The sequence below is a fragment of the Kitasatospora sp. SC0581 genome (assembly GCF_048159585.1).
In the GTDB taxonomy this organism is placed as follows: domain Bacteria; phylum Actinomycetota; class Actinomycetes; order Streptomycetales; family Streptomycetaceae; genus Kitasatospora.
This window is the reverse complement of sequence record NZ_JBLRWA010000001.1, coordinates 524346-550644: the sequence shown is the minus strand read 5'-3', so window position 1 is coordinate 550644 and position 26299 is coordinate 524346. Positions and strand designations below refer to the sequence as shown.

The 26299-nt window shown below is 70.7% G+C and carries 22 protein-coding genes; 12 read left to right on the top strand and 10 right to left on the bottom strand.

The window, feature by feature from the left end; all coding sequences use genetic code 11:
- Window positions 1-50: 50 nt before the first annotated feature.
- Window positions 51-4337, bottom strand: a complete 4287-nt coding sequence (locus tag ACLWS4_RS02340) for a LamG-like jellyroll fold domain-containing protein (protein WP_416873201.1) — start codon at window positions 4335-4337, stop codon at window positions 51-53.
- Between the two features lie 597 nt (window positions 4338-4934).
- Here ACLWS4_RS02340 and ACLWS4_RS02335 point away from each other — a divergent pair.
- From ACLWS4_RS02335 to ACLWS4_RS02310, 6 genes are all read left to right on the top strand, one after another.
- Complete coding sequence (locus ACLWS4_RS02335; RefSeq protein ID WP_416873200.1) at window positions 4935-11891, top strand: RHS repeat-associated core domain-containing protein; 6957 nt, start codon at window positions 4935-4937, stop codon at window positions 11889-11891.
- A 276-nt stretch (window positions 11892-12167) separates the two neighbouring features.
- Complete coding sequence (locus tag ACLWS4_RS02330; RefSeq protein ID WP_049650194.1) at window positions 12168-12599, top strand: hypothetical protein; 432 nt, start codon at window positions 12168-12170, stop codon at window positions 12597-12599.
- A 562-nt stretch (window positions 12600-13161) separates the two neighbouring features.
- Window positions 13162-13842: a hypothetical protein gene (locus ACLWS4_RS02325; RefSeq protein WP_416873199.1), complete on the top strand. Its 681-nt coding sequence runs from the start codon at window positions 13162-13164 to the stop codon at window positions 13840-13842.
- Window positions 13843-13933: 91 nt separating this feature from the next.
- Window positions 13934-14152 (top strand): hypothetical protein, encoded by a 219-nt coding sequence (locus ACLWS4_RS02320; protein WP_049650196.1) that lies wholly within the window; start codon window positions 13934-13936, stop codon window positions 14150-14152.
- Window positions 14153-14631: 479 nt separating this feature from the next.
- Window positions 14632-15144 (top strand): hypothetical protein, encoded by a 513-nt coding sequence (locus ACLWS4_RS02315; protein WP_416873198.1) that lies wholly within the window; start codon window positions 14632-14634, stop codon window positions 15142-15144.
- A 175-nt stretch (window positions 15145-15319) separates the two neighbouring features.
- The gene (locus ACLWS4_RS02310) at window positions 15320-15568 is read left to right on the top strand and encodes a hypothetical protein (protein WP_416873197.1); all 249 of its coding nucleotides are present in this window, start codon (window positions 15320-15322) and stop codon (window positions 15566-15568) included.
- Window positions 15569-15626: 58 nt separating this feature from the next.
- On the opposite strand, the gene ACLWS4_RS02305 is transcribed toward ACLWS4_RS02310, so the two are convergent.
- Window positions 15627-16907, bottom strand: coding sequence for an acetylhydrolase (locus tag ACLWS4_RS02305; protein WP_416873196.1), 1281 nt, complete (start codon window positions 16905-16907; stop codon window positions 15627-15629).
- A gap of 240 nt (window positions 16908-17147) precedes the next feature.
- Window positions 17148-18110, bottom strand: coding sequence for a phosphatidylinositol-specific phospholipase C (locus tag ACLWS4_RS02300; protein ID WP_049650199.1), 963 nt, complete (start codon window positions 18108-18110; stop codon window positions 17148-17150).
- Between the two features lie 228 nt (window positions 18111-18338).
- Between ACLWS4_RS02300 and ACLWS4_RS02295 the strand changes: the two genes are divergently transcribed.
- Window positions 18339-18605 carry a hypothetical protein gene (locus tag ACLWS4_RS02295; protein ID WP_053111985.1) on the top strand — a complete coding sequence of 89 codons (267 nt, stop codon included), beginning with the start codon at window positions 18339-18341 and terminating at the stop codon, window positions 18603-18605.
- 36 nt (window positions 18606-18641) lie between these two features.
- On the opposite strand, the gene ACLWS4_RS02290 is transcribed toward ACLWS4_RS02295, so the two are convergent.
- The 4 genes from ACLWS4_RS02290 to ACLWS4_RS02275 all read right to left on the bottom strand — a co-directional run bounded on the left by ACLWS4_RS02290 (window position 18642) and on the right by ACLWS4_RS02275 (window position 21451).
- On the bottom strand, window positions 18642-19484 hold the full coding sequence (locus ACLWS4_RS02290) for a methyltransferase domain-containing protein (RefSeq protein ID WP_416873195.1): 843 nt from the start codon (window positions 19482-19484) through the stop codon (window positions 18642-18644).
- A gap of 161 nt (window positions 19485-19645) precedes the next feature.
- Entirely contained in the window at window positions 19646-20308 is a 663-nt protein-coding gene (locus ACLWS4_RS02285; RefSeq protein ID WP_416873194.1) for a ferredoxin, read from the bottom strand.
- 122 nt (window positions 20309-20430) lie between these two features.
- Window positions 20431-20925, bottom strand: coding sequence for a hypothetical protein (locus ACLWS4_RS02280; protein ID WP_049651013.1), 495 nt, complete (start codon window positions 20923-20925; stop codon window positions 20431-20433).
- Between the two features lie 82 nt (window positions 20926-21007).
- Window positions 21008-21451: an ArsI/CadI family heavy metal resistance metalloenzyme gene (locus tag ACLWS4_RS02275; protein WP_416873193.1), complete on the bottom strand. Its 444-nt coding sequence runs from the start codon at window positions 21449-21451 to the stop codon at window positions 21008-21010.
- An 88-nt stretch (window positions 21452-21539) separates the two neighbouring features.
- Between ACLWS4_RS02275 and ACLWS4_RS02270 the strand changes: the two genes are divergently transcribed.
- Genes ACLWS4_RS02270 through ACLWS4_RS02255 form a run of 4 tightly spaced genes read left to right on the top strand, consistent with a single transcriptional unit; the run spans window position 21540 to window position 24028 of the window.
- On the top strand, window positions 21540-21962 hold the full coding sequence (locus tag ACLWS4_RS02270; protein WP_416873192.1) for an ArsR/SmtB family transcription factor: 423 nt from the start codon (window positions 21540-21542) through the stop codon (window positions 21960-21962).
- Window positions 21959-23059, top strand: coding sequence for an ACR3 family arsenite efflux transporter (gene arsB, locus ACLWS4_RS02265; protein ID WP_049651011.1), 1101 nt, complete (start codon window positions 21959-21961; stop codon window positions 23057-23059). The genes ACLWS4_RS02270 and arsB overlap by 4 nt, the downstream gene beginning before the upstream one ends.
- 28 nt (window positions 23060-23087) lie before the next feature.
- Window positions 23088-23519: an arsenate reductase ArsC gene (locus ACLWS4_RS02260; RefSeq protein WP_049651010.1), complete on the top strand. Its 432-nt coding sequence runs from the start codon at window positions 23088-23090 to the stop codon at window positions 23517-23519.
- 23 nt (window positions 23520-23542) lie between these two features.
- Window positions 23543-24028, top strand: coding sequence for a GNAT family N-acetyltransferase (locus ACLWS4_RS02255; RefSeq protein ID WP_416873296.1), 486 nt, complete (start codon window positions 23543-23545; stop codon window positions 24026-24028).
- Window positions 24029-24137: 109 nt separating this feature from the next.
- On the opposite strand, the gene ACLWS4_RS02250 is transcribed toward ACLWS4_RS02255, so the two are convergent.
- A complete protein-coding gene (locus tag ACLWS4_RS02250; RefSeq protein WP_074004125.1) occupies window positions 24138-24479 on the bottom strand; it encodes a hypothetical protein in 342 nt (113 codons plus the stop codon).
- A 198-nt stretch (window positions 24480-24677) separates the two neighbouring features.
- Here ACLWS4_RS02250 and ACLWS4_RS02245 point away from each other — a divergent pair, with 198 nt between their 5' ends.
- Window positions 24678-25061 carry a VOC family protein gene (locus tag ACLWS4_RS02245; RefSeq protein ID WP_416873191.1) on the top strand — a complete coding sequence of 128 codons (384 nt, stop codon included), beginning with the start codon at window positions 24678-24680 and terminating at the stop codon, window positions 25059-25061.
- Here ACLWS4_RS02245 and ACLWS4_RS02240 read toward each other — a convergent pair.
- The gene (locus ACLWS4_RS02240) at window positions 25048-25413 is read right to left on the bottom strand and encodes a hypothetical protein (protein WP_416873190.1); all 366 of its coding nucleotides are present in this window, start codon (window positions 25411-25413) and stop codon (window positions 25048-25050) included. The genes ACLWS4_RS02245 and ACLWS4_RS02240 overlap by 14 nt on opposite strands.
- A 16-nt stretch (window positions 25414-25429) precedes the next feature.
- Window positions 25430-26296: a DUF3592 domain-containing protein gene (locus ACLWS4_RS02235; protein ID WP_416873189.1), complete on the bottom strand. Its 867-nt coding sequence runs from the start codon at window positions 26294-26296 to the stop codon at window positions 25430-25432.
- Window positions 26297-26299 lie beyond the last annotated feature (3 nt).

The window sequence follows — 26299 nt, the reverse complement described above, 5'->3', positions numbered from 1 at the left end:
GGCGCTCGGCGAGGGGCCGCGGCGGTGGCCTGACGGCGACCGGACGGGGGCTACACGCCCGCGAGGGTCTGGTTGTCGAAGAGCCAGTGCTGGTTCGCCTGGTTTCCGCATGGCCAGACGGCCAGTGCGGTGGTGTTCTGCGTGTTGGACGCGGGCAGGTCCAGGCACCTGTTCGACGCCGGGTTGAAGAGCGTGCCGTCGTAGCGGCGGATCCAGGTCTGGGCCCCGGAGTTGTCGCACGCCTGCGAGACCACCGGGGTGCCGTCGATGACGTTGGCGTCCCGGGTGCCGATGCAGAGCCCGTTCGGTACGGTCTTGAGCTGGTTGTCCCGGGTAGCGGTGAAGTGCTGCTTGTCACCGTTCCAGCAGTCGTAGATCACCACCGGCGAGCCCGCGGTGCTGCCCCAGTTGTCCAGGCACTTGTGCTTGTCGACCGCACTGCGGATGTGGACGATGGACTGCGACGTGGCGACGGTGTTCACCTGGGGGTCGGTCAGCGCGTACGGGTAGACCCGGACGTCGCTGATCGCGCCGTTGACGAGGTCGGCGGGGACGTCCTTGTTGTACGCGGCGCCGCCGATGTTGAGGCTGCCCGCCGGCGGCTTCCACGTGGTTCCCACCTTGGTGGAGCCGACGGCCAGGCCGTTGACGTACAGGGTGGCCATGCCGTTCGTGGCGTTGTAGGTGCCGGTCAGGTGGGTCCACTGGCCGACCGTGGCCGTGGTGCGGCCGCTCTGGTCGTACGCGGTGTACCAGGCACTCGCGTTGAAGCTGTCGTTGCTCGGCAGGACGAAGGCCCAGTTCTTGAGGGACTTCGAGTACTGCAGATAGAACGGGCTGGCCTCGTTGCCGGTGAGCGAGACCGCGGTGTGGTAGCCGTCGGTGTTGTTGATCTTCACCCAGGCTGAGACGCTGTAGCTCTGGGTGGTGTCCAGCCCCGGGGTGTTGGAACCGGAGTTGACCGGCGCGGTGGTGCGGTAGACCGTCGTGCCGTCGAAGGCGGTCGCCTTGTTCGCCGCACGGTTGTGGTCGGTGGTGAGTGCGGCCCCGGCCGGGTAGGTGGCCTTGGGGTCGCCGCCGTTCCTGTACAGCGTGTTGGTGCCGCTGCTGTCACCGGTGCCGTCGAGCGCCCACCACTGGGGGGAGACCGAGGTGTTCCCGATCGGGCTGGGACCGGCCAGCCAGCCGAAGCCGGCCGAGGGGTTGCCGGGGGTGGTGGGCTGGCCCCACCAGATCTCCAGGGAACCGTCGGCCTTCCGGGCCCAGAGGCCGGGGTTGCCGTTGCCGGTGAGGTCGCCGTCCGAGCCGACGGTCGGGTAGGTGTCGGTGGAGACCCAGCCGATCCGGGTGCCGACCGGCGCCATCTGGGTCAGCGTCGGCACGAGCAGCGGCTTGCCGTTGCTGTCGATGACGGGCGCGCCCAGGCTGTCGGTCGCGGTGACGGTCCCGGTGGTGAAGGTGTAGGCGAGGAGGTCGTCCTTGGGTCCGTCGGCGGCGGCCGCGAGGTTGCGGGCCCACAGGCCCGGGCGGCCCTGCTTGGCCCAGTCGCCGGGGGTGATCAGCTCCTTGTCCTTCCACCCGGACGCGGCCAGCTGGACAGGCTTGCCCAGGGTGTTGGCGTTGGTGGCCGGGTAGTACCAGAGAGCCGCGTCGGCACCGTTGTTGGTGCTCTCGACGGTGAGTAGACCGGTCTTGTTCTTGAAGCCCAGCTTGGGGTCGAGGTCGGTGCTGACCGGGTCGCCGAGGGCGGCGATCCGCAGCGTGCCGGACCAGTCGGCGGCGTTGTACCCAGCGGCCTTCAGCCAGGCGCAGTCCTCGGACGCGGTCGGGACGCACTTCGGCTTGGCGATCGGCACCGACTTGTCGATCCGGCCGTAGGCGCCGGTGTTCCCGGGGTTCTGGTAGAGCCGCAGCAGCGGGTCACCGGGAGCATGGGCGAACACGTCGTCGATGTTGTTGCCACCGGTGAGCGTGCCGCGGTGGGCGATCTGGATGGTGTTCCAGCCCTTGCCGCCGGGCGCGTCGGCCGGGGTGGCGACGGCCGCCACGGCCGGGGAGCGGACCTTCGAGTTGCCCGGGGCGTTGTAGGCGCGCAGGTAGCCGGCCTGGTCGGGCTGCAGGATGTCCGGGGCGCCGTCACCGGTGACGTCACCGAAGACGGGTGGCGGGCCGTCCGGGTTCCACGGCACGTAGAAGGAGTACTGCGCGACCGGCGAGACGTTGCGCGCGTTGTCCATCACCTGCATGTACAGGATGTTGGTGCCCCAGCGGGAGAGCGTGACGGGGAACCCGTTGCTGATGCCGCCACCGCAGTACCAGCCGTCCCCGGCGAACTGCGGGTCCCAGGACCAGCGCGCGCAGACCACACCGGAGGCGTTGCCGCCTGGGGCCGGGTCGGCCGCGGTGTACGGCACCAGGCCCTCCTGGCCCACGTGCTTCCTGGTCACCTGGCCGTTGCCGGACGGCGGGAGCTTGTAGTCGAGCTCGGCCTCCGGCAGCAGGGTGTTGGCGTCCGGGACGGAGAGGGTCGGCGGGGTCAGGTCGACGCCGAAGCGGCAGGCCGGGCTCCCGCCGGACCGCTGGACCAGCCCGTCGGTGGCCATGACGTCCCAGCCGTACACGTGGCCGTCCTGGAGCAGGCCCTGCTTGACCTGGAACGCGGCCGTGCCGCCGTTGGCGACCTCGGGGGTCTGGCCGCTGTCGGCCCGGTTGGTGTCGGCGTAGTCCCAGATGCCCATCCAGCCGTAGAGCGACTGCTGGACCGGGCTGCTGACCGTCGCGTTGAGGGTGACGGCGCCGTTGAAACCGGACGCGGAGTTCATCCAGCCCATCGTGCCGCCGGTGCAGCCCTGGTTGTCTGCCCACGGCACGGCCGTGGTGGGAGCGGGGGAGGCGTACGTGCCGGTCGGGACGTTGGGGACGCGGTCGTACTCGATCTCGACAGCGGGGCTGTAGCCGAGCCGCTTGAACGCCGACATGTTGGACTCGTCGCGGGCGAACACACCGAAGGTGAGGGTGTCGCGGCTGGTACCGAAGTTCTGGTAGACCCCGGTCACGTCGTAGTTGAACTGGTACTCGCCGCCGCAGCCGGGCTGACCCGCGCCGGGGACCGAGGCCTCGCCGAGCCGGCCGCCCTGGTTCGCGGGCGGGTTGCTCCAGGTGGTCTGGTCGCTGATCGGGCTGGTGAGGTAGAGGTCCAGGGTGTACTTGTTGGTGCAGGAGAAGTCCGAGGACTCGTGCTCCCACACCGACATGGTCGCGCGGTTGATGATCGCGCCGCGGTACCAGTGGGTGTCGAACTGGAAGTAGGAGCGCTCGATGCCCTTGTCGACCCGGTAGCCCTGGTAACCGACACCGGGCCGCGCGTACTGGTCCCCGCTGCCGGTGGTCCGCCCGATGTTGGCCTTGCCGGGGTAGGCGGCCTGGGTCCAGGTCCAGTTGTTGGCCACGTTGCGGTCGGGGATCCAGGCCGGGTCGATGAACCACGGGCCCTGGCCCTTGCCGAGCACCGCGTCGTCGGTGGTCAGCTCGACGGCGTCGGCCGTGACGGTGGTCGACATGGTGGCGACCTTCGCGCCGTAGCCCGGGCCCTCGGCGGTGCTGCGCGCCTCGGACTTCGCCTGCGGGGTGTCTCCGGCCGAAGCGCTCAGGGCGGGGGCCGACTTGGCGGCCGCCACCGGGGCGGCGGCAGAGCTGTCCCACATCTGCGGGCTGGGGGCGTGCCAGCGGGACGTACCGTCGGCGGCCGCGGCGGTGAGGTTGCCGGCCTCGTCGGCCCGGACGGTGACGCCCTTGCCCTGGGTACCGAAGCGGACCTTCTTCAGCGCCGGGTTCTTCGCCGCCTCCGCGGTCTTGACGATCAGGACGGTGGAGAGCCCGCCGAACTTGGAGGCGGTCACCTTGAGGTCGACGCCGGGGGCAACCTCGGGGTAGATCAGCGCGTCCCCGCTCGGGTCGATTGCCGGCTTGGTGAGCGGGAACGGCGAGTCGATGGTGAGCGTCTCGCCGTCGGCGCTGGTCAGGGTGGCGAGCGGGCCCTGGCCACCGCCGGACAGGCGCAACCCCGACAGCGCGGTCTTCGGCCGGTAGCCACCCTGCCCGTCCGGGACGAGAGCGCCGTCAAGCGTCGCCCAGGCGCCGTTCTGATTCACCCGCTGCGGCTCGACGTGCTCGGTGCGCTTGAGGTGGCCGGCCGGGGTCGCGACGGTCTCGCTGACCTCGTCCGTCAACTCCGGGATCGGGACGGGCTTGCCGGACTTCTGCGCCTCGGCGATGGCCTTGTCGGTCGGGCTGAGCAGCGGCTTGTTGCCGGCGCGCTCGGCGTCGACCGTGGCCATCTGTGCGGCGAGCTCCGGCGGGATGGCCGAGGGGCTGGCGGCGGGGCTCCCGGCCGGAGCGTCGGCCGGGGTGGTGGCAGTGGCCGATGGACCGTCAGCGAAGGCGAACGGTGTGATCGAGGTCAGCGCCAGGGCGAGGCCGACTGCGGTGGCGACAGCGGTCCGTGACGGATATCTGGAACGGCGCGCTTCGGAGGTGGCTCCGAGCGGAGCGGCAGGCATGGTGAAGTCCCCCCACGTGAGATGTCCTGATCTAGCCTGACCAGGCGGGATCTGACTCTGCAGAGGATGTGTGCAGAGGCGCCCAGCAAACTACCGCTGCCGGTCAAAGGATCGTCAACTTCTTATTTCTGCAGACGTGTCCGATTTGGTGGGTCGTCCGCCAATTTTCTCGAATGTGATATCGATCACATCCTCAGCCTTTCCTCAATTTGCTCGACCATTGGATGGTTTGTCCCCTACCCTCCTGCGAGATCCCGTCCGCATCGACCAGCGGTGCGGACTCTTCTTGGGGGGGTAAAAGTGTCTTCCGAAGTAGAAAGACCACCCGGTGAATCCGGATGGGGTGATTCCCCGTCACGGTGGCGCAAGCCTCGAATGGCAATTCTGGGTTCCTTCGCCGTGTTGAGCATGCTGGCCGCGCCGCTCGGTACCGCAGTCGCGGCCCCCGCGGATGGGGGCAAGGGCAAGGTCTGGTCGCCGCCGAACACGCCGCTCCAGCGGACGGCCTCGGTGCCCGGGACGACGGACAAGTCCAAGGCTTCCTCGCCGAACACCGGCTCGCCGGACTGGGTGCCACCGAAGAGCGTGCCGCAGCCGAAGCACGGCACGGCGGTGGTCGCCCTGGACACGCCGACCGACCGGGACGCCGGCGCGGCGGACGGGCGGGAGTCTGTCGTCGGCGCGTCGAAGCAGGCGGGCGACCTGCCGGTCTGGGTGGCTCCGGTCGCCCGCGCCGGCGACGCCGCTGCTGCCGCGCCCGTGCAGGTGAAGCTCGCGGCCGCGCCGGGCTCCGGTCCGGACGCGGGTGCGCCGACGACACTGGTGGCGCTGTCGCGGAGCGGCGACGGGGCCCAGCCGGGGAAGGTCCGGATCGGGCTCGACCTGGGATCGTTGGGTTCCGGTGGCGACTTCGCGCACAGGGCCGGGTTGGCGGTTCTGCCGGAGTGTGCGTTGACGACGCCGGACGCCGACGGCTGCCAGGCGCGTACGCCGGTCGCCTCGCACTACGACGAGCAGGCCAAGCGACTCGTGGCGGACATCGACCTGCCCGCCACCACGACCGGCTCGGCCGAGGGGCAGCGCGCTCAGGCCAAGTCCGCGGGTGCGCCGGCACTGGCCGCCGCTCCCGCGCAGGTGGTGCTGGCACTCACCGCCGCTCCTTCCAGCGGGACCGGCACCTACAGCGCGACGTCGCTGTCGCCGAGCCAGGCGTGGGCGGCGGGCAGCGGCTCGGGGTCGTTCACCTACAGCTACCCGATCGTGACCCCGTCGACTCTCGGAGGTGCCGCTCCCACGTTGGCGCTGGGTTACGACTCGGCGTCGGTGGACGGGAAGACGGCATCGACGAACGCGCAGGCGTCGTGGATCGGTGACGGCTGGGACCTGAGTTCCGGATTCGTCGAGCGGGGCTACCGGACGTGCGACAAGGCCGGCATCCCCGGCTCGGGTGACCAGTGCTGGGGCGGTGCGAACCTGACGCTGTCGCTGGGCGGCCACTCCGGTGAGCTCGTTCCGGAGCCCTCCTGCACGGCCGGTAACGGTGTCGACGAGCAGTCGAAGTGCACCTGGCACCTGAAGAATGACGACGGGACGAAGATCGAGTTCCTGACCGGCGCCAACAACGGCACCTGGAACGGCTCGTACCTGAAGGTGACGGACACCTCGGGAGTGGTCTACTACTTCGGCCTCAACCAGCTTCCGGCGGCCGACGGTTCGCCCAGCAAGGTGGGCCCGGAGAGCAAGTCCGCGTGGACGACGCCGGTGTACTCGCCGAACGCCGGTGACCCGTGCTACGACGCGGCCAAGGGCAAGGGCTCCTGGTGCCAGACGGCGTGGCGCTGGAACCTGGACTACGTGGTCGACCCGCACGGCAACCTGACCACCTACTCCTACACGCCCGAGACCAACGTGTACGCGCGCGGCGGCGCCCAGAACAGCGGGAAGGGCACGAACACGTCGTACACCCGCGGTGGTGTGCTCCTGTCGATCGCCTACGGGCAGCAGCTGTCCGACCAGCTCGCCGCCGGAGGCACGTACCAGGCGGCTGCGAAGATCGACTTCGAGTCGGGGGAGCGCTGCCTGGAGGACGCCAAGGCCTGCGACCCTTCGCAGCGCACGGCGGCGAACGCGGCGAACTGGCCGGATGCCCCGCTGGACAAGCAGTGCCAGGACACCGGGACGTGCACCAACTTCGTTCCGACGTACTGGTCGACGAAGTGGCTGAACGGGATCACGACGACGATCCGTTCGGGCGGCACGTACCGACCAGTGGACCACTACGACCTGAAGCACGTGTTCAAGACGCCGGCGAACGCGACGGACAACGCACCGATCGCCTGGCTGCAGTCCGTGAAGCGCACGGGCAAGGACACCGCCAACGGCCAGGCCGAGCAGGCGCTGCCGGAGATGACCTTCGCCGACGAGCTGCTGCCCAACCGGGTCGACGGCCTGGTGCCCGCGCGTCCGCGGTACTACCGCCCGCGTCTGGCGGTCATCACCACCGAGACCGGCGGCACGATCCTGGTGTCGTACGCCAAGGAGTCCTGCTCGCGCACGACCGGGAGGATGCCGGCTTCGGCGGACGGCAACGACAAGAGCTGCTTCCCGGTGAAGTGGTTCGACACCGGAGTGCAGACGACGGTGGACGACTGGTTCCTGCGGTACCCGGTGGAGACGGTCACCGCCGACCCGAACGCCAAGCTGATCACCGGCGCGGTGGCGACGACGACCTCCTACGTGTACGGTCCCGCCGCGTGGCACCGCAACGACAGTGCGCTCGTCGAATCGGACTACCGAACCTGGGACCAGTTCCGCGGCTACGCCGGCGTCACCACGGTGACCGGCTCCGGCAAGGACGGGCCGCGGTCGAAGTCGACGACCAGCTACTACCAGGGCATGGACGGCGACTACAAGGCGGACGGCAAGGCCAAGGCCGCTTCCGTCGCGGGCGTGAAGAGCGGCGGACGGGCCGACTCCGACTGGCTGTTCGGTCAGATCCTGGAGACGGACAGCTACGCGGACGCGTCCGCCGACCCGGCTTCGCCGCTCTCGTACACGGTGAACACGTACGAGGCCCCCGTGGCGAAGGCCACGCGCACGCGGGCCGGACTGCCGGACCTGGTGGCCCGGTACCAGGCGACCAAGGTCACCTCGACCACCACGGCAGTGACCACGACTGGTACTCGCACCACCTCGACCGCGACCACCACTGACCCCGATAGCAACAACCGGGTCACCACCTCGCTGAGCACGGCCGACGGCACGTCGGATGTGTGCACCCGCTACCGCTACGCGGCTGCGGCGAACCGGCAGATGACCGGTCTGGTCTCCGAGGTCTTCGTGATCTCCGGCGCCAACGCCTGCACCGTCAACGCGTCGCCGGCCAACACGATCTCCGACACCCGCACGCTCTACGACGGCCAGGACTTCGGCACTGCCGGAGCCAAGGGCGAGGCCACCGGAACCCAGGTACTGGACCACTACGACGCCAACGGTGCGGCCCAGTACGTCCTCAAGGCCACGGCCGGCTACGACACATACGGCCGCACCACGGCCGCCACGGACCCGACGGTCACCGACAAGGCCAACCCCGGCGGCGCGACCGTGACGACCGCGTACAGTTCGGCGAGCCCGGGCGAATTGCCCACCAAGGTGGTCACCGGTAGCCCGGCCCCGGCCGGTGCACCCGACGCGGGCACGCCCCGCACGACCACGGTCACGTTGAACCCAGCCCGCGGTCTGGCGCTCACCACGAGCGACCCCAACGGCCGGACCGTGACCAAGACCTATGACGGGCTGGGCCGACTGAAGGCGGCCTGGGCTCCGGGACAGGACACGGCGAGCAACGCCAACGCCACCTACGACTACGCCGTCAACGGCACGTCGTCACCGTCCACCACAACGACGAACTCGCTGCGTCCGGACGGCAAGACGTACGGGAAGTCGGTGCAGATCCTGGACGGTCTGGGCCGCCTGGTGCAGACCCAGGGCGATCCCGCGGTCTCCTCCTACCACGGCCGCCTGATCACGGACACGTTCTACGACTCGCAGGGGCGCGTCAACCGGAAGTACAACAACTACTACGAGGACACCACCACTCCGAACACCACCCGGTGGATCCCCGAAGGCGCGAAGGTGCCGAGCGCGAGCGTGATCCAGTTCGACGGCCTGGGGCGAGCGGTGAGCACGCAGTTCGTGGCGCTGGGCACGCTGCAGACCACGAACACCACGGCGTACCCGGGGGCGGACCGGGTCGACGTGTCGCCGCCGAGTGGCGCGACCGCGACCAGCACCGTGACCGACGCCCGTGGCCGCACCGCGCAGCTGTGGCAGTACCGGACACCGACGGCGACCGGCAACCCGGCCGACGCCGACGTCACCACGTACACCTACAACGCGAACGGCCAGCCGGCGACCCGGGTGGACGCCGCAGGCAACACCTGGAGCCTCGCCTACGACCAGCGCGGCCGCCTGGTGAAGAACGACGACCCGGACTCCGGTGTGTCGACACGTACGTATGACGCGGGCGGACGGGTCGCGACCACGACGGACGCGCGTGGGCAGACGATCGCGATGACGTACGACCTGCTCGGCCGCAAGACGGGTACGTTCAGTGGCACGACGGACCCGGCGAACCAGCTGACCGGCTTCACCTACGACACCGTGGCCAAGGGGCAGGCCAGTTCCTCGACCCGCTACGTCGGTGGTGCCGGGGGCGCGGCTTACACCAAGTCCGTTGGCGAGTTCGACGCTGCCTACCGTCCGACGAAGACCACCGTCGCCATCCCGGGCAGCGAGGTCGGCAAGACCGGGCAGGTGACGTTCGACTACACGGCGGCGTACAACCCTGTCAGTGGCTCCATCATCGCTGACGGGCGCGCCGCGGCGGGTGACCTGGCGCAGGAGTCGATCAACTACAACTACGAGTCCTATGGCGAGCTCAACGACATCAGTGGGGCCGGTTACACCTATCTGCGGCAGGCGGACTGGGATGCCTACGGGCGTAACATCCGTACCACGATGAACCCGTGGGGCACGCAGATCGTCGCGACGAACACGTACGACGAGCCGACCGGGCGCGTGCTGACCCAGTACGTCGACAAGCAGACCGCCACCACCGGTACCGTCCAGAACACCACCTACGCGTACGACCCGGCGGGCCAGATCACCGCGATCCGGACGATCCCGAACAACACTCCGGCCGCGACCGACCTCCAGTGCTTCACCCACGACTACCTGGGCCGACTGACCTCGGCCTGGTCGGACACGGGGAAGCTGAACCAGCCGACGCCGTCGCTCGCCGGGCAGGGCGCGTGCGCCAACGCGACGCCGACCAATGGTGCGGTCGCTCCGGCGAAGACCACGGTGGGCGGGAGTGCGGCGTACTGGCAGGACTACACCTACGACGCGGTCGGCAACCGGACCAAGCTGGTCATGCACAACCCGACCGGCGATGTCTCGAAGGACCTGACGATCGACCAGGCCTTCCCGGCCCCGGGCACCCGCAACACGCCGACCACCGCGGCCGGCACGGGTGGCGGCACCGGCGGTCCGCACGTGCCGACGACGGTGAAGTCCACCTTCCCGAACAACGGCAGCACCCCCGGGAGCAACCAGTACGACGCGGCCGGGAACACCACGAAGATCGCCAACCCGGCCGCCACCAAGACGCTGGGCGCGGGCTTCGTGCTCAACTCCGGTGAGTCGGTGCGCTCCAACTCCACTCAGCTGACCATGCAGACCGACGGCAACCTCGTGCTGACCTCGCTGCGCACCGGCCTGGTGACCTGGTCGACCAACACCCAGAACCACCCGGGTGCCTGGGCGACCATGCAGGACGACGGCAACTTCGTGGTCTACGACCCGCAGCGCGTGCCGCTGTGGTCCTCGCAGACCTGGATCGGGGCGAACAGCAAGTACTTCGCGGTCGTCCAGGACGACGGCAAGTTCATCGTCTACGCGCCGGGCTGGGTGTCCAAGTGGGGCACCTCCACTTGGAACGCCGTGGACGCGGCCAACGGCACGGAACTGACCTGGGACGCCGAGGGCAAGCTCGCCTCGATGAAGCAGGGCACCTCCACCACCGGCTACCTCTACGACGCGGACGGCAACCAGCTGATCCGCCGCAACCCGGGCAAGATCACGGTCAACCTCGGCGGCGGGGACGAACTCGTCTACGACACCGGCACCAAGGCCAGCACCGGCACCCGCTACTACACCATGCCCGGCGGCGTCACCCTGGTCCGCCAGGGCCCGACCAAGCTCACCTACCAGTTCACCGACCACCACAACACCGGCACGCTCTCCATCGACTCGGCCACCAGTGCCGAGACCCGCCGCTGGACCGACCCGTTCGGCGTCCTGCGCGGCTCCGGCGCGGCCAACTCCTGGGCCGGCGACAAGGGCTACGTCGGCGGACTCAAGGACGACACCACCGGCTTCACCAACCTCGGCGCCCGCCAGTACCAGCCGGGCACCGGCCGCTTCCTCAACCCCGACCCGCTGCTCCTCCCCGAGGACCCGCAGCAGTGGAACGCCTACGCCTACAGCAACAACAGTCCGGTCAACAAGACCGACCCCACCGGCATGGCGTTGGAGGAGTGCGCGAGCGGCTTCGCCAAGTGCACCAACATGGGCACCAAGCTCACTGAGGAGACGCAGTGGCAGGGCCCGAACTACGACAAGATTGTTGCGGACAACAAGGCTGGAGAGGCCTACCGGCAGCAGGGGTTGGAAGAGTACCTCAACAGCCCGCCGCCGTTGGGTTCGCCTAGGAACAACAAGAAGCCGAAGCCTGACCGCGCCTATGACGTGAGCAAGAACCGGCCCGATGGTGGCACCGATGTCCTCGCAACCTCGACGAAGAGTACCTACGAGGACTACATTGACAAGAACGTCGGGGCTGATATCCGGACCGCGGATGCGGACGGGCCGCTCGCGCTCGTTGACAGCAGAACGAAGACCAAGCAGTGGACCAAGCAGCTTGCGAGCAAGGTGAGCAAGTCGGAGGGGCGCAAGATCGCCGGATCGGCGGATTTCTATGGCGTCCTCAAGGTCGACGGCGAAATCAACTGGAACGACAGCACGGAGGATAGTACCCAGACGTCCGAGGCGACGACCGACGCGGACACGACCACCGAGTCACGGAACCTGATGGTCAAGAAGGGGCAACAATACGGGTTCGCGCCGTCTTTCCGGAAATGGAGCTACCGGACGACCTACTATCATTCGGACGGCAGTGTGACAACGAAGGATTGGGCAACCTACGAGATGCTCAACTGGAACCGCGTCACCTTCGACTCCTCGCCCGAGCTGGTCCTAGGTAGGAATTGATGGGCCATGGAGTCTCCGGTTCGAGCAGGCGCAAATTTTCGCCCACGGGAGGTGAGTGATGTGACGGGACGTTCGGCGATATTCTGTGTTGTCCTCGCAGGTCTGTTGTGCGGTGTAAGTGCGTGCACCGGGGCGTCCGGAGGCGACGGGTCGGTCGCCACTGGTGGGACCGCATCGACGGCTACGGCTCAGCACACCTTCCCGGAGAGCTACAAGAAGCTGATCCTTCGTACCGCGAAGGCGGACGGGACGGCACCAGCGGGTGACCGGTTTACGGTGATCGAGTTCGACGGCGGGTACGACCCGCAGCTGATCTGGCAGCCGGAGGAGACCGGTGGTCTCTGCATCGCATCGGAGGTCGTCGCGTCCGGGAGATGCAAGACTGAGAAGCAGATTGCCGAGGAACGGGTTCCCGGAGTCGGCATCTTCGGAGACTCCGGGCTGTTCAACCGCGAGGAGGATCCATGGTGGGCAGTGCAGGTGATGGCCAGCGGTGAGACGATCGACCATCTCTCCTGCCAGGGAAGGAACTTCCCGGTGCGTCAGGTGTACTCGATCAGCCTGGCCGGCGCCCAGCGCACCGTCTACACCGCCATCATCCCAAGGAGTCTTCAAGGTGAGTACCGGGTGGCCGTCCAGCGAGACGGGCAGTCGGAAGAAGAACGGCTCGACCTCGGTCTGGAGAAGGGCTACGCCGTTCAGTGCTGAGCCGACGTAGTCGGTATGTGTGACGGTGGCGGGGCGGCCTTCGGGGCTGTCCCGCCACCGGTGTTTGGTGAGGCCCTTGAGCTGGCGGAGTCTGTGAGGGACCTTCGAACCCTGTATTGGAGCGATGGCTGGGACTCGGGTCGCAGCCCTACCGATATCGGCGTCTTGTACGACGGTGTCACGGGGGACTTCCGGCCTGGCTGGCCGGGGTCGCGACGGTCACTCCGGGACCAGGGATGGGCTGGCCGATCCCCTACGCCTTGGGCGCCCTCGTGATGGTCTCCGCGACGGGGCTTGTCGGGACGTGCTAAGGCTGGTCGATATGGGTGCCCGCCAAGGGCCGTCCTATCGGCAATAGCCCGAGGATCACGAAGCTGCGTCGAACCGGTCTCCGGGAATCTTCCCATCCGTTCGTCGCGTGGGGCGTCCCTGCGTACTTGTTCAGGGGCGGAAGGGGGTTGGTGACGATTGATGGGCACGAGGACCTGGCTTCTGGAGGGGAGGTGGCTCGCGTGGCGGGATCCTGACGCGCGCGGTGGGACGAGCGGGAGACCGGTCTTCGGTGGGGGAGGCGATTCGCGTGGTGGGACGCTCGACGGTGTTCCGGGTGGTTCTGGTGGGGCTGTTGTGTGGCGCCAGTGCGTGCACTGGGGCGTCCGGTGGGCACGGCGGGGCGTCGGCGGGCGCCGTGTCCGGTGGGGTGGCGGCCGAGGTCGCGTGGCCGCTCGGTGAGGAAGGGGCGACGCTCTCGGAGGTCGAGAGGCGGCGGATCCTGCGATCGGCCGAGGAGAACGGCTGGGCTCCGGCCGGTGGCGAGGCCACGGTGGTCCGGTACGACAGCGGGTACGGCCCGGGGCTGATCTGGCGGGCGAAGGGGACCGGCGCGGTCTGTTCGGGATCGTCGCGTGGCTCGGGTCCCTGTGTTCCGCTGGCGGACATCGCCGCGAGGCCGAACCCGGGCGTCGGAATCTTCATCGGCGCCGCCTACTACGAGGGGAAGTGGTCGGTCATGCTGTTGTCCAGCGGTGAGACGGTCGATCGGGTCATGTGCCAGGGGCGGAGCTTTCCGGCGCGGCGGGCGTACGAGGTCACGGTCGACGGCGTGCTCCACACCGTCTACACGGTGTCGATACCGCGCGGACTCCAGGGCGAGTACCGGGTGGCCGTCCGACGGGACGGGCAGCCGGCCGAGGACCGCGTGACGCTCAACATGGATCGGGTCGCCGGCCCGGCGCGGTGCTGACCGGGCGGGCGAGGCAGCGGACTGGGCTTGGTAGGGTCCGCGGGTCGGGTTCCTGCCGCCGCTACCGCCCTGGACCGTCCGGGAGATCCTTGTGCGCATCCTCGTTGCTCTGGCGTTCCTGATCCCCCTGTTCCTCGGAGTGGCCATGGTCACGGACTACCGAGGTTTCTCGAAGTGGTTCACGCAGCCCTCCGGGAGGTCCTCCAAGGACGGGCCAGCCGGCATCCACCTGGTCGTGGGGTGGGGGTTCACCGTCCTCTCGAGCGTCATGGTCATACGCATACTCGTGTCGCTCTTCTTCAACAAGTGAGCCGCTGAGTTCCGCCGCGGAGGCGATCCCGGGTGCGTTCCGGGCCGCTGACGTGGAACGGTGGGTCATCCGTGAGCGTCCCATCCGATGATCGGGTGGGACGCCCACGGCGTTCATCCGGAGGCGAAGCGGTGCCGGTCCCGGCCCGGGCCGCCGGGGGAGGAACAGGTGACCGTGCTGTGCGGGGCTTCCCGAAGTCGCGGGAGGGGGTGGTCCTGCTGGCAGGCCTCCTGCTGATCGTGAGAGCGTAGTTCGCCCGGCGCTGATCCGGCAGGCCGAGAAGACTGGGGCCGTCCGGTCGGCGGTGCCATGGCGAAGTCTTGAGCAATGCGCATGGGGGGATGAGTCACGTGGTGGGACGTTCCATGAGGGTGAGCGCTGTTCTCGTGGGTCTGGTGTGTGCTGCCAGTGCGTGCAGCGGGGGTGGGGCCGGAGGGGTGGCGGGCAAGAGTGTCACGTCGGCGCCCGTGGTCCGGCCGGTGTTTGCGGAGAGCTCGAAGCAGGTGATCCTGCGGACGGCGAAGGAGAACGGGACGGCGCCGGCGGGTGATCGGTTCACGCTGGTCGAGTACGACGGCGGGTACGGGCCGGAGCTGATCTGGCAGGCGGAGCGGACCGGGGGTCTGTGCGCCGCGTCGGAGAGCGTCATGGCGGGTTGGTGCGAGACGGTGGAGGAGACCTCCGGTCGGCGGGTTCCCGGCGTCGGCGTCTTCGTGGACCCGGGGCTGCGCGAACGCGACGGGGAGGCGTCGTGGGTGGTGCGGGTGATGGCCAGCGGTGAGACGATCGACCGTCTGTCGTGCCAGGGAAGGGAGTTCCCGGTCCGTCAGGTGTTCGCGGTCGACCTGGCCGGGGCCCGGCGCACCGTCTACACCGCCTCGATCCCGAGGAATCTCCAGGGGGAGTACCGGGTGGCCGTCCAGCGGGACGGGAAGCCGGACGAGGATCGTCTCGACCTCGGCTTCGAGAAGGGCCGTGTCGTGCAGTGCTGAGGGGCCGGCCGCCGCGGGCCGGTGCGCGGGCGGAATCTGCCTGGCCGACGCCGAACTGCTGAAGCGCCGTTTCCCGCAGCTGGGTTCGCTGTCGGCGGCGATGTGGGTCGGTCGGGTGCTGACGCAGAACTCCGTGACGTGGGTTCCCGGGCCGACCGACGTGAGTGTGCAAGGGGTGGCACAGGTCGAGTCGGCGACGCTGGCGGAGATCACGGCGAACGGGACGTGGGAGGAGGTCTCCATCGGGTGCGGTGTCCCGGAGGAGATCGCCGCCGAGGTGGGTGACCCGACCAGGTGGCTCCACAGCAGGGCCTTCGACGAGTCGGTCACCCGGACCCAGTACTCGGGGAGCTTCTACTTCGACAAGCAGACTGGCCGGGTCTACTTCTGCGCGGTCAACCCGAAGATCAGGGAGGGGAGTTGAGCGTCTGCGGGCCTTGCGGGCGGCCGTACCCCCGTGACGGCCGCCCGCCGTACCGGGCCTACGGGTGGTAGACGACCTCCGGGAAGGCCGTCGACGGTCCGTCGAGCAGGTTGCCGCAGTGGCGGCCCCGCAGGTGGAGGTCGAAGAAGGCGCGCGGGTAGGCCTGTTGGACGAGGACGCCGCGGTCGGGGTCGAGGGTGCCGACCTGGGACTGGATGTCCTGCTCGGTCATGCCGAGCAGCTTGCCCGCCTGCGGGATCAGCGTCATGTTGTCGCCGTAGGAGCTGTGGATGGCGCCGGTGGCCTGGACGTCGAGGCGCCAGCCGCGCAGGTGGCCCCAGAAGGTCTCGATGAACGGGCTGGTGGCCCGGGTGTAGCGGGCGGTCATCATCATGAACGGCCGGTCGATGTCGGTGGTGATGGCGGGGTTCGACTCCATCCGCCCGTCCAGGGTGAGCCCGGCGCGGATGCGCTGGTCGGCGACCATGGCGAGGCCGACGGCGGTGCCGCCCTTGGACCAGCCGAAGGCGCCCATGTTCCGCGCGTCCAGGTTGCCGAGCAGGCCGGTCGGCAGGGTGCGGCCGTCGACGTCGGGGTTGCGGCCGTTGGCGAGGTCGACGACGCGGTCGAGGAGGAAGAGCAGGTCGGCGGCGTAGTCCTTCGGGGCCAGCCCCGGGGCGACGCCGTCCCGGGTGACGACGGTGCCGTCGGGGAACTCGGTGAATCCGTCGTGGGTGTGGTCGACGGTGACGACGGCGAAGCCGTGGCTGGCCAACTCCTGGACCACGATGGTGTGGTCGGCGCGGTGGCTGCCCGCGCCGTGCGAGTAGACGATGACGGGCAGCGGCCGGCCGGCCCGGTGGACGGGGGCGCCCTGGTGGCCGGCGGTGAGCGGGGCGAGCGAGAGAGGGAGGGGGAAGCCGGCGTCGTCGAGGAAGGCCTTCAGGGCGCCGTCGGTCATCCAGGGGGCGAGCGGGTACGCGTCGGCGGCCGCGGCCCGGGCCGGGTACCAGACGGTGGCCATCAGCTCGCGGAACTTTCCGGGTCGGGCGTTCGGGTCGAGCCTGGCCTCGTCGCGCAGGTGCAGCGGCACCATGCCCACGGGGAAGGGGCCGGTGGGCGCGGGCAGGGTGAGGCGGCCGGGGGAGCCGGTGGAGGAAGCGGGGGTGGAGGCGGGGGCGGCCGAGGCGGCGTGGGCGAGGCCCAGCGGCGCGACGGCGCCCAGTGCGAGGGCGGCGCCGAGCATGCGGCGGCGGCTCGGTCCGGTGGGGCGGGCGGTCGGCGTGCTGTCCATCGGCGTGGTGCCCGTCGGCGTCGTGTCCATCGGCGTGGTGTCCATGCGCGGAACGCTGTCACGTGGGGCGCGGGGGCGGCATCGGCCTGCGGATTGATGATCTGTCACCCGGCATTGGCCCACGGGTTTACATCCCCGGGCTGATGCGGAACGGGCGTGCGCGGGGTCTCGCGAAGGGCGGCCCCGAGGGCGTGCGGTCGACGTCTCGGCCCCCTCGGGTGCGGGAGGGGGCCGAGGGGGCCGAGGCGGATGGTGCCGAGAGGGATGGTGCCGTTGCCGATGTGCCTAGACGAAGTTCTTGTCGATCAGCATCTGCAGCACGTTGACGTGGAAGTCCGGGAAGTCCATCGGCACGATGCCGAACCGGGCGCGCTGCTGGGTGCGGGCGTTCAGGTACGGGTAGATGCTGCGGTCCATCAACGCCTGAGAGCTGGTCTTGGGCCAGTAACCACCGGCGTACGAGAGGAAGTTGACGAACATCTTCGAGTAGCCCGGGTTGAGGAAGGCCTTGTCGAACTGGGCGACGATGCGCTGGCCCTTGGTCCCCAGGGGGTCGGTGCCGCCGGTCTGCCAGAGGTCCTGGGTGTCGAAGTAGCCGTTCTCGCCGCTGGACCAGTCGATCAGGCCCCACGGGTTGGTGAAGTCGGCGATCAGGACGACCTTCCCCCGGGCGGTGGCGAGGGTCGGCCAGCCGTAGAAGTGGAACAGGCCGCGGTAGCCGAGCCCGTCGAGGTAGTGGTTGATCCGCCGCATGAACTCGGTGTCGTCGAGCGCCTGGCCGCCGGCGCGCTCGTTGCGCAGGCGCATCAGGACGGTCTCGCCGGGGTGCGAGCGGAGGAAGGAGCGGCACTGGTCGAGCACGTCCTGGAGCCGAATGTGCTGGTAGTTGTCCGAGTGGTAGATCCCGAGTTCGTCGGGCGCGCCCTGGAGGCCGTTGCAGCGGATGTCGAGGAAGCGGACGCCCTCGGTCAACTGCTGGGGCAGGCCCCAGTTCTGGGTGTGCGACCACTCGGTGCCGTAGGCGGGGTTCTCGCAGCAGGAGTCGTGGGTGCCGGGGATGGTGAGGTCCAGGAGGGAGGTGCTGCCGTTCAGGCGGCTCATCCAGCTGTCGGTCGGCAGCCCGCGCGGGGTGGTCGAGGCGGCGGCAGAGGGGGAGGCCGAGGCGCTGCCCGGGAGGGCGAGGCCTCCGAGGGCGGCGGCGCCGAATCCCGCCCCCCAGCTGAGGAGTTCACGACGTGCGATGCCCATGGTGCGGCTCCTTGGGGTCCAGTCGGTCCGGGGTCGATCCGGGGTTGATCCGGGGTCGGTCCGGTCGGTCGTACGAGTTGTGCGAGGCGTGCGAGTGGTGCGCTTGTCATCTTGGAGCACGCGGCCACTGCTTTGGCAGGTTCACGACGCCAGCAATCCGGGGCCGGACGGCCCCGGCGGGGTGAAGATCGAAATGCGCGGACGGCCGCCGCCCGCCACGGTGGGACCGTGGCTGCGATCGTCGTCCTCTTCGAACTGGCCCCGGACCAGGCCCTCGGCCCCGAGGGCGTCGGGCCGGGTGTGGTCGCGGTGCACGCCGCCGGCCAGGACCCGGACGTCCCGGAGGACCCGCAGGCGCGCACCCTCTGCGGGCTGGACACCGCGCCGATGGAGCACGCCCACTACCGCCCCGCCCGGCCGGGCGAGCCGTGGTACCCGCCCGAGCTGGAGCAGCAGCGGTGCCGGCTCTGCGAGGCGGCGCTGCACCGGCTTTGAGAGTCCTGAGGACCAGGAGAACGTTCGAGCGGCCGGTCAGCGGGGCCGGTGGGCGATCGCGGCGAACATCGTCACCGACAGGTGGAACGCCCCGTGCCCGGCGGCCGCGTCGAGGTCGGCGTAGAGCCGGTCGCGCTGCTCCTCGGTGAGCAGGCCCCGGCCGACGGCCGCCGCGCCGAGACCGCGGAGGATCGGTCCGCCGACCGTGTGGGGGTCGTGCAGGAGGACGTCGGCGCCGAGGGTGTCGACGGTCAGCCCGGCCTCGACCAGCCAGCCCGCGAGGCTGCGCCCGGCCTCCGGCTGGGCGGCGGCGCCCTGGACGACGGCGGCCAGCGCGGGACGGACGTCCGGGGCCACCGGGTGCAGCAGGAAGGTCGACCAGTCGGTGTCCAGCAGCGCGACCCGGCCGCCCGGGCGCAGCACCCGGGCCATCTCGGCGACGGCCTTCGCCGGGTCGGTGAGGTGCTGGAGAACGCGCTCGCACCAGACCGCGTCCAGCTCGCCGTCGGGCAGCGGCAGCGCCTGCGCGTCGCCGTCCAGGAAGCGGGCCGGGCTGCCGGCCTCGGTGGTGCGCCGCTCGGCGACGGCCCGCAGACCGGGGTGGGGTTCGACGCCGATCGCGCTTCCCGTGGGGCGGCCGGCCGCACCGCCCTCCGGGGTGACCGCCGCCGCGAGCACGCGGGTCTCCGAGCCGGTGCCGGCGCCGACGTCCAGCGCGCGCTCGCCGGGGCGTACGGCGAGCCGGGCGTGCGCCCACGCGCGCAGGCGCCGTACCCCGGGGTTGGCGGCCTGGGCGTCCAGCGCGGCGACCAAGCGGTCGGTTTTCGCCGGGTCGGCGTTGGCGCGGTGGAAGGCCGAGGTGGGGCGCGGGTCGGTCATGGGCGCCACCCTAAACGGACATGACGGTCCATCAGTGACATCCTGCCCTCGCTCCTCGCGGCACGGCTCGTCCCGGACGGCGGTCAGCCCCTGCCAACCGGCAGGGCCCCTGGCGTGGCGGGTCCGGCCGGCTTTCCGCTCCTCGTGCCCGCCGCCGCGGGTCAGAGTTCCGGCAGTGCCTCGCCGGCGCGGGGTTCGCGGTGCTCGGTGAGCCAGAACAGGTAGCCGCGCAGGTAGGCCTCCAGTCCGTCGTCGAGGTAGGCGGCGTACTGGCGCAGGGCTTCCGGTTCGTTCCGGCTGCCATCGCCCAGCTGCAATTCGGCGGTGATCCAGGCGCGGACCTCGTCCCGGCGGGACCACCAGTCGCGCACCGCCTGCGGGGTCCAGTGCCGGTCGCCGTCCCAGGCGTAGCCGCCCAGGGGCTCGTCGTGGGCGATCTCGACCAGGGCGGCCACTTCGCGCGGGTTGGCGGGCTGGCGGTGGACGAACTCGCAGTGCCTGTCGTCGGAGAGCACGTGCTCGGGGAGGTAGTACGGGCCGTTCAGCCCGCTGTCGGTCTCGCCGGCGTAGAACGGGCCGGGCACGTTCAGCCTGCCGCGCTGCTCCCAGCGGCCGTAGCCCACCGAGTCGGTCATCTCCCGGGCGGTCGGCAGCGGGTCCCAGTAGGCGAGCTCCTGCCACGGCCCCTCCGCCGGGTGGAGGAGCAGCCGCCCGCGCATCCGTACTGCCGACTGCCGCAGCGCCGCCTCGTGCGAGAGCTCCTGCCCCCGGTTCAGCGACCGGATCCACCGGCCGATCACCCCGCCCACCTGCGTCTTGCTCATGCGGCCCAGCCTAGGACCTGCCTTTGGGCGCGCGTCGTTCGCCCGGGGGGCGGGGGAGTGCCGGCCCGTGGACGGGGCATTCGCCTGAGCGGGCTCGCGGGCTCGCGGGCCCTCGGAACCGCTCAGGCGAAGCCGGCCTCGGTGAAGCGGCAGCCGCCGCGCTCGGCGCCGGACAGGACCGGGGTCGAGGTGAGCCGCGGGGTCTCGCGGATGTACTGGCGGAAGCCGGAGGCGCGGAACTTCAGGTCGAAGGAGTGGCCCTCGATGTGCCAGTGCGGCGAGTCCTGCTTGTCGTCGTCCGGTGCCAGCCGGTGCAGGTCGGCGATCTCCAGCTCCGGGGCCATGCCCTCGAAGCCGAAGTCGCCCTGGAGGTCCCAGACCTCTTCGAAGGCGAGGGTCGCGGGGGCGACCCAGAAGGAGAAGTTCCGCGCGGGCCGGACGGGGTGGACCCACTGGACGATGTAGTCGAGGTCGAGGAGGAGGCGCGGCAGGAAGTCGTCGGTCTGCTGCACGTACAGGCCGTGGACGGTGGCGTCGTGCCAGCCCATTTCCTCGAAGTCGGCGTCGCTCCAGACGCTTTTCGAGAGGCCTGATTCCTGGTGACCGCCGCTGTTCATGGTCGTCATCCAATCAGGCCCGGTGTGCGGGAAGTCGGCCGGGCCGACTTCCCGCGCACGCCGACTTCCCGCGGACGCCGGCTCAGGCGGACGGCTCGCCGGTGGCGGTGTCCGTGCAGCAGGCCTCGGGGGCGCCGGCGGCGCTCTTGCCGAGGGTGTCGGCGTCGGCTTTGACCACGTAGACCTCCCAGGGCTCCTTGCCGGGGGCGGTCACCCAGACCTTGTCCTGGACGGCATAGCAGCAGGAGGTGTCGTTCTCCTCGAAGGCGGCGAGGCCGGCGTCCCGGAGGCGGGTGGTGGCGGCGGTGACCTGCTCGGTGGAGGCGACCTCAACGCCGAGGTGGTCCAGGCGGGTGTCCTCGCCCGGCTCGCCCTCGATGAGGACGAGCTTCAGCGGGGGCTCGGTGATGGCGAAGTTCGCGTAGCCGGGGCGGCGCTTGGCGGGCTCGGTGCCGAAGAGCTTGGCGTAGAAGGCGATGGAGCCTTCGAGGTCGGCGACGCGCAGGGCGAGCTGGACACGGGACATGGTGGCCTCCAACAGGCTGGATCGAGCCTGGATCGATATCCGTCGATGCAAGCTTGCGGACTGGATCGGCGTTCGTCAATATAGAAGCATGTCGAAACAGGAACTCCGAGTGCTGGGCCAGGACGACGGCGCGGACGGCTGCTGCCCCGGGCTGCTGAGCGCTCCGCTGGACGAAGGGCAGGCCGCCGAACTGGCGCCGCTGTTCAAGGCCCTGGGCGATCCGGTGCGGCTGCGGCTGCTGTCGATGATCGCCTCCGGCGCCGGCGGCGAGGTGTGCGTCTGCGACCTGACCCCGGCCTTCGACCTGTCCCAGCCGACGATCTCCCACCACCTGAAGCTGCTGCGGCAGGCCGGGCTGATCGACTCCGAGCGCCGGGGCACCTGGGTGTACTACCGGCTGGTCCCCGAGACCACCGACCGCCTCGCGGGCGTCCTCACCCGCCCGGCGCCGCTCGAACCCGGCCCGGCGTCGACCCGAACCCGCCCGGTGCCGCTCGGAGCCGCCGAGTGAGCGCCGCAACCGGGGCCCCCGCCCCCGCCCCCGTCGCCGGCCGGCTGTCGTTCGTCGACCGCTACCTCGCGCTCTGGATCCTCGCCGCGATGGCCCTCGGCATCGGCCTCGGCCGGCTCGTCCCGGGCCTGGGCGACGCGCTCGCGAAGGTGACCGTCACCGGCGTCTCGCTGCCGATCGCGCTCGGCCTGCTGGTGATGATGTACCCGGTGCTCGCCAAGGTCCGCTACGACCGGCTCGACACCGTCACCCGGAACCGCCGCCTGCTGATCCCCTCCCTGGTGCTCAACTGGCTGGTCGGGCCCGCCGTGATGTTCGCCCTCGCCTGGCTGCTGCTGCCCGACCTGCCGGAGTACCGCACCGGGCTGATCATCGTCGGCCTCGCCCGCTGCATCGCCATGGTGATCATCTGGAACGACCTGGCCTGCGGCGACCGGGAGGCCGCCGCCGTGCTCGTCGCCCTGAACTCCGTCTTCCAGGTGGTCGCGTTCGGCGCGCTGGGCTGGTTCTACCTGTCCGTGCTGCCCGGGTGGCTCGGCCTGGAACAGGCGGCGCTCGACGTGTCGGCCTGGGAGATCGCCCGCAGCGTGCTGGTCTTCCTCGGCATCCCGCTCGCCGCCGGCTACCTCACCCGCCGCCTGGGCGAGAAGGCCCGCGGCCGCACCTGGTACGAGACCGGGCTGCTGCCGCGGATCGGCCCGTTCGCGCTGTACGGGCTGCTGTTCACGATCGTCGTCCTGTTCGCGCTCCAGGGCCGTGCGATCACCTCGCAGCCCCTCGACGTCGCCCGGATCGCGCTGCCGCTGCTGGTGTACTTCGCCGTCATGTGGGCCGGTTCCCTGGCGCTGGGCCGCGCGGTGGGCCTGGACCACCCGCGCGCCACCACCCTGGCGTTCACCGCCGCGGGCAACAACTTCGAACTGGCCATCGCCGTCGCCATCGCCACCTTCGGCGCCACCAGCGGCCAGGCCCTCGCCGGAGTCGTCGGGCCGCTGATCGAGGTGCCGGTGCTCATCGGCCTCGTCCACGTGGCCCTCGCCGCCCGCCGCTACTTCCCCCAGCCCGCCACCGCCGTCGAAGGGTCCGCCCGTGTCTGAGCCTCAGCCGCCCGTGCCCGCAGCCGTGTTGCCGTCCGGGCCGTCCAAGCCCTCCAAGCCGTCCGTGCTGTTCGTCTGCGTGCACAACGCCGGCCGTTCCCAGATGGCCGCCGCCTTCCTCAGCCACCTCGGCGGCGACCGGGTCGAGGTCCGGTCAGCCGGCTCTGCGCCCGCCGACACCGTCAACCCGGCCGTGGTCCGGGCGATGGCCGAGGTGGGGATCGACCTCTCCGCCGAGACGCCCAAGGTCCTCACCGTCGAGGCGGTCCGGGCCTCGGACGTGGTGATCACCATGGGCTGCGGCGACGCCTGCCCGTACTTCCCCGGAAAGCGCTACCTGGACTGGCAGTTGGCGGACCCGGCCGGCCAGGGTGTCGACGCCGTGCGCCCGATCCGCGACGAGATCGAGCGGCGCGTCCGCGGTCTGCTCGCCGAACTGGGCGTGGGGGCGGGGGCGTGAACGGGGGAGTGGCCGTCGTCGCGATGACGGCGGCGCACGCCGAACAGGTCCTGGCGATCTACCGGTTCGGGATCGACGGCGGCGACGCCACTTTCGAGACCGCCGCGCCGAGCTGGGAGGCGTTCGACGCCGCGCGCCTGGCCGAGCACCGCTTCGTCGCCCTCGACGGGGATGGGGACGGGGACGGCCGGGTGCTCGGCTGGGCCGCCGTGGCCCGGGTGTCGGACCGGTGCGCGTACGCGGGTGTGGTCGAACACTCCGTCTACGTCCACCCCGAAGCGCGGGGGCGGGGCGTGGGCGCCGCGTTGCTGGAGGCGCTGATCGCCTCCACCGAGCGGGCCGGGATCTGGACGATCCAGTCGGGGATCTTCCCGGAGAACACGGCCAGTCTCGCCCTGCACGCCAGGGCCGGGTTCCGGGTCGTCGGGACGCGGGAGCGCATCGGCCGGCGCGACGGCCGGTGGCGCGACGTGGTTCTCCTCGAACGCCGCAGTCCTACGGTCGGTTGAGCACATCGCTGACCGAATCGCCGTCCGGAGCGCCGTCCGCCCGGCGGTGCGGAGTGGGAAGTCGGCCGGGCCGACTTCCCACTCCGTACGTGTCCGGGTACGGCGCCGACTACACGCCGACCGCGGTGCCGGCGTGGGCGGAGGCCGCCTGGTACTCGTCGTCGCCCTCGAACCGTGCTTCGCAGCCGGTGGTGAGGGTGCTGGCGACGATGACCGGATCGAGGATCTTGGAGCCGGAGTTCAGCTTGGCGATCCCGCTCTGGTCGGTGGTCGCGGAGCCGACGCGCTGGCCGCTCGCGGTGCTGTAGAAGGTGATCTGCCGCCCCACGATCGGCTTGCCGTCCGTGTCGGTCAGCGTGGCCTCGAAGTCGCCGCTGATCGGTGCGTTGGCGACCACGTGGCCGCTCACCGTGCGTGCCGTGAGCTGGACGGGCTTCTTGTCGGAAGTCATAACGTAACCTCCTGGATGCTCTGGGCTACTCCTTCCACCGTAGGCACGTCCGTGAGGGCCTGCATCCGGGCCGTATCGCCGCAGGTCAGGGTCGTCGGCGGGGCCGCTCCTCACGGGCCGGTCCCGCCCTCGGCGGGGGTGCGGGGAGCGGGCGCGACCCGGTGGCGTCCGGCGCGGGGATCGGGGAGACTCGCGCGCATGGTTTCGGTGTTGCAGAACGTGGCGATCGACTGTGCGGACGCCTATGAGCTGGCGCGGTTCTGGAGTGGTGTGACCGGTCGGCCGTTGGACCCCGACTGCCGGCCGGGGGACCGGGAGACGCAGGTGCTGCTGGCGGAGGGGCCGGTGCTGTACTTCAACCAGGTGTCCGAGGCGAAGACGGTCAAGAACCGGGTCCACCTGTGCCTGCGGCCCGAGACCTCGCGCGACCAGGAGGTGGAGCGGCTGCTCGGCCTCGGCGCCACCTTCGTCGGCGACCACCGGAACCCCGACGGTTCGGGGTGGGCCGTCCTCTCCGACCCCGAGGGCAACGAGTTCTGTGTGCTGCGCAGCGACTCCGACCGGGCCGTCACGAACTCCTGACGCCGGCGCGCCGCCTCGGCCGGAGCTGCGACCAGGCCCCGACGCCCAAGGCCGTCCCGATCCCCAGGAAGGCGCCGACCCCGGCCGGCCCGACCCACCCGGTGATCGGCGCCGCCGCGCCGCCGCCCTCCCCGGTGAGGGCGAGCAGCGCGGTGAGCAGGCCGTACGGGACCAGCAGCGTCCCCGCGCAGGCCAGGGCGAGCAGCGGCCCGCGCGGGAGGCGCCGTCCCCACGGCCAGGCGAGGGCGCAGGCCATGGCGAGCCCGGCCAGGGCGAGGACGGCGGTGAAGTCGACGCCGTGCCGTTCGAGCCAGACCAGGGCCCCGGGCGCGCCGTTGCGCCGACTTCCCACTGACGGGGGCCGGGAGCTACCGGGAGAGCAGGACCGCTCCCGCGGCGGCCGCCGCGGCCAGGATGACGAGGGCCAGGACCGCGCAGCCGAGGTTCGCCTCCACGGACCCGCGGGTGGCGGCGAGGGCCGGTGTGAAGTCGGCCGGGTTGTCGGGCGCGTAGTGGATCACGACCTCCTGGCCGTACACGGCGGTGGTGTCGGACAGGTACGAGGGCTGGTAGCCGGTGACGGCCGTCCCCTCGTGGGTGGTGAAGGAGTAGACGGGCGTCCGGCTGGTGCGGAGGTCGCCGTCCGCGTCGGTCTCGACGGTCCTGAGGACGGCGATGACGCGGCCCGTCGCGGACGCCATGGCGTCCAGCTCGGCGAGACGCTTCCTCATGCGCCGCCGCTCCCCGGGCAGGTGGAAGGCGGTGAGGACGGTGAGCGGCCCGCAGACCGCGACCAGGGCCCACGGCCAGCCCCAGTCGATCGAGGCGACGACCACCAGCCCGACGTAGATCAGCAGGACGGCGGAGTTCGGCAGGCCGAGCCCGCGCCCGCCGTCCTGGGGGCTGTTGGTGAACCGGAAGGCGTGCGGCCGCCCCGGCGGGTAGCGGATTCCGACCTCCCGGCCCACCCAGGCCGTGGTGATCAGGTCGCCGGTCCCGGTGTCGTTCGTGACGACGAACTCCTCGCCGGTGGAAGGGTCCCGGAAGCGGACGACCACCGCGATCCCGTCCTCCTGGGAGCTCCCGTGCCGCGGCTCCCGCACCCGTTCGATCCGCCCCGTCACCCGTACCGTCCGCTGCGCCCGGGTCAGGCCGGCCAGCGACCGCCCGTACCCGACCAGCGCGACGAGGCCGAACGCCCCGCACCACAGCGCCAGAACTCCGTGCCAGTTCATCTG

What these genes read in the sequence shown, in the direction of transcription:
- ACLWS4_RS02305 (WP_416873196.1), bottom strand. Translation starts at nt 16,907, where the DNA reads ATGGACACCACGCCGATGGACACGACGCCGACGGGCACCACGCCGATG.
- ACLWS4_RS02290 (WP_416873195.1), bottom strand. Translation starts at nt 19,484, where the DNA reads ATGACCGACCCGCGCCCCACCTCGGCCTTCCACCGCGCCAACGCCGAC.
- ACLWS4_RS02335 (WP_416873200.1), top strand. Translation starts at nt 4,935, where the DNA reads ATGGCAATTCTGGGTTCCTTCGCCGTGTTGAGCATGCTGGCCGCGCCG.
- ACLWS4_RS02270 (WP_416873192.1), top strand. Translation starts at nt 21,540, where the DNA reads ATGTCGAAACAGGAACTCCGAGTGCTGGGCCAGGACGACGGCGCGGAC.
- ACLWS4_RS02280 (WP_049651013.1), bottom strand. Translation starts at nt 20,925, where the DNA reads ATGAACAGCGGCGGTCACCAGGAATCAGGCCTCTCGAAAAGCGTCTGG.
- ACLWS4_RS02235 (WP_416873189.1), bottom strand. Translation starts at nt 26,296, where the DNA reads ATGAACTGGCACGGAGTTCTGGCGCTGTGGTGCGGGGCGTTCGGCCTC.
- ACLWS4_RS02245 (WP_416873191.1), top strand. Translation starts at nt 24,678, where the DNA reads ATGGTTTCGGTGTTGCAGAACGTGGCGATCGACTGTGCGGACGCCTAT.
- ACLWS4_RS02340 (WP_416873201.1), bottom strand. Translation starts at nt 4,337, where the DNA reads ATGGCCACGGTCGACGCCGAGCGCGCCGGCAACAAGCCGCTGCTCAGC.
- ACLWS4_RS02275 (WP_416873193.1), bottom strand. Translation starts at nt 21,451, where the DNA reads ATGTCCCGTGTCCAGCTCGCCCTGCGCGTCGCCGACCTCGAAGGCTCC.
- ACLWS4_RS02300 (WP_049650199.1), bottom strand. Translation starts at nt 18,110, where the DNA reads ATGGGCATCGCACGTCGTGAACTCCTCAGCTGGGGGGCGGGATTCGGC.
- ACLWS4_RS02285 (WP_416873194.1), bottom strand. Translation starts at nt 20,308, where the DNA reads ATGAGCAAGACGCAGGTGGGCGGGGTGATCGGCCGGTGGATCCGGTCG.
- ACLWS4_RS02255 (WP_416873296.1), top strand. Translation starts at nt 23,543, where the DNA reads ATGACGGCGGCGCACGCCGAACAGGTCCTGGCGATCTACCGGTTCGGG.
- ACLWS4_RS02250 (WP_074004125.1), bottom strand. Translation starts at nt 24,479, where the DNA reads ATGACTTCCGACAAGAAGCCCGTCCAGCTCACGGCACGCACGGTGAGC.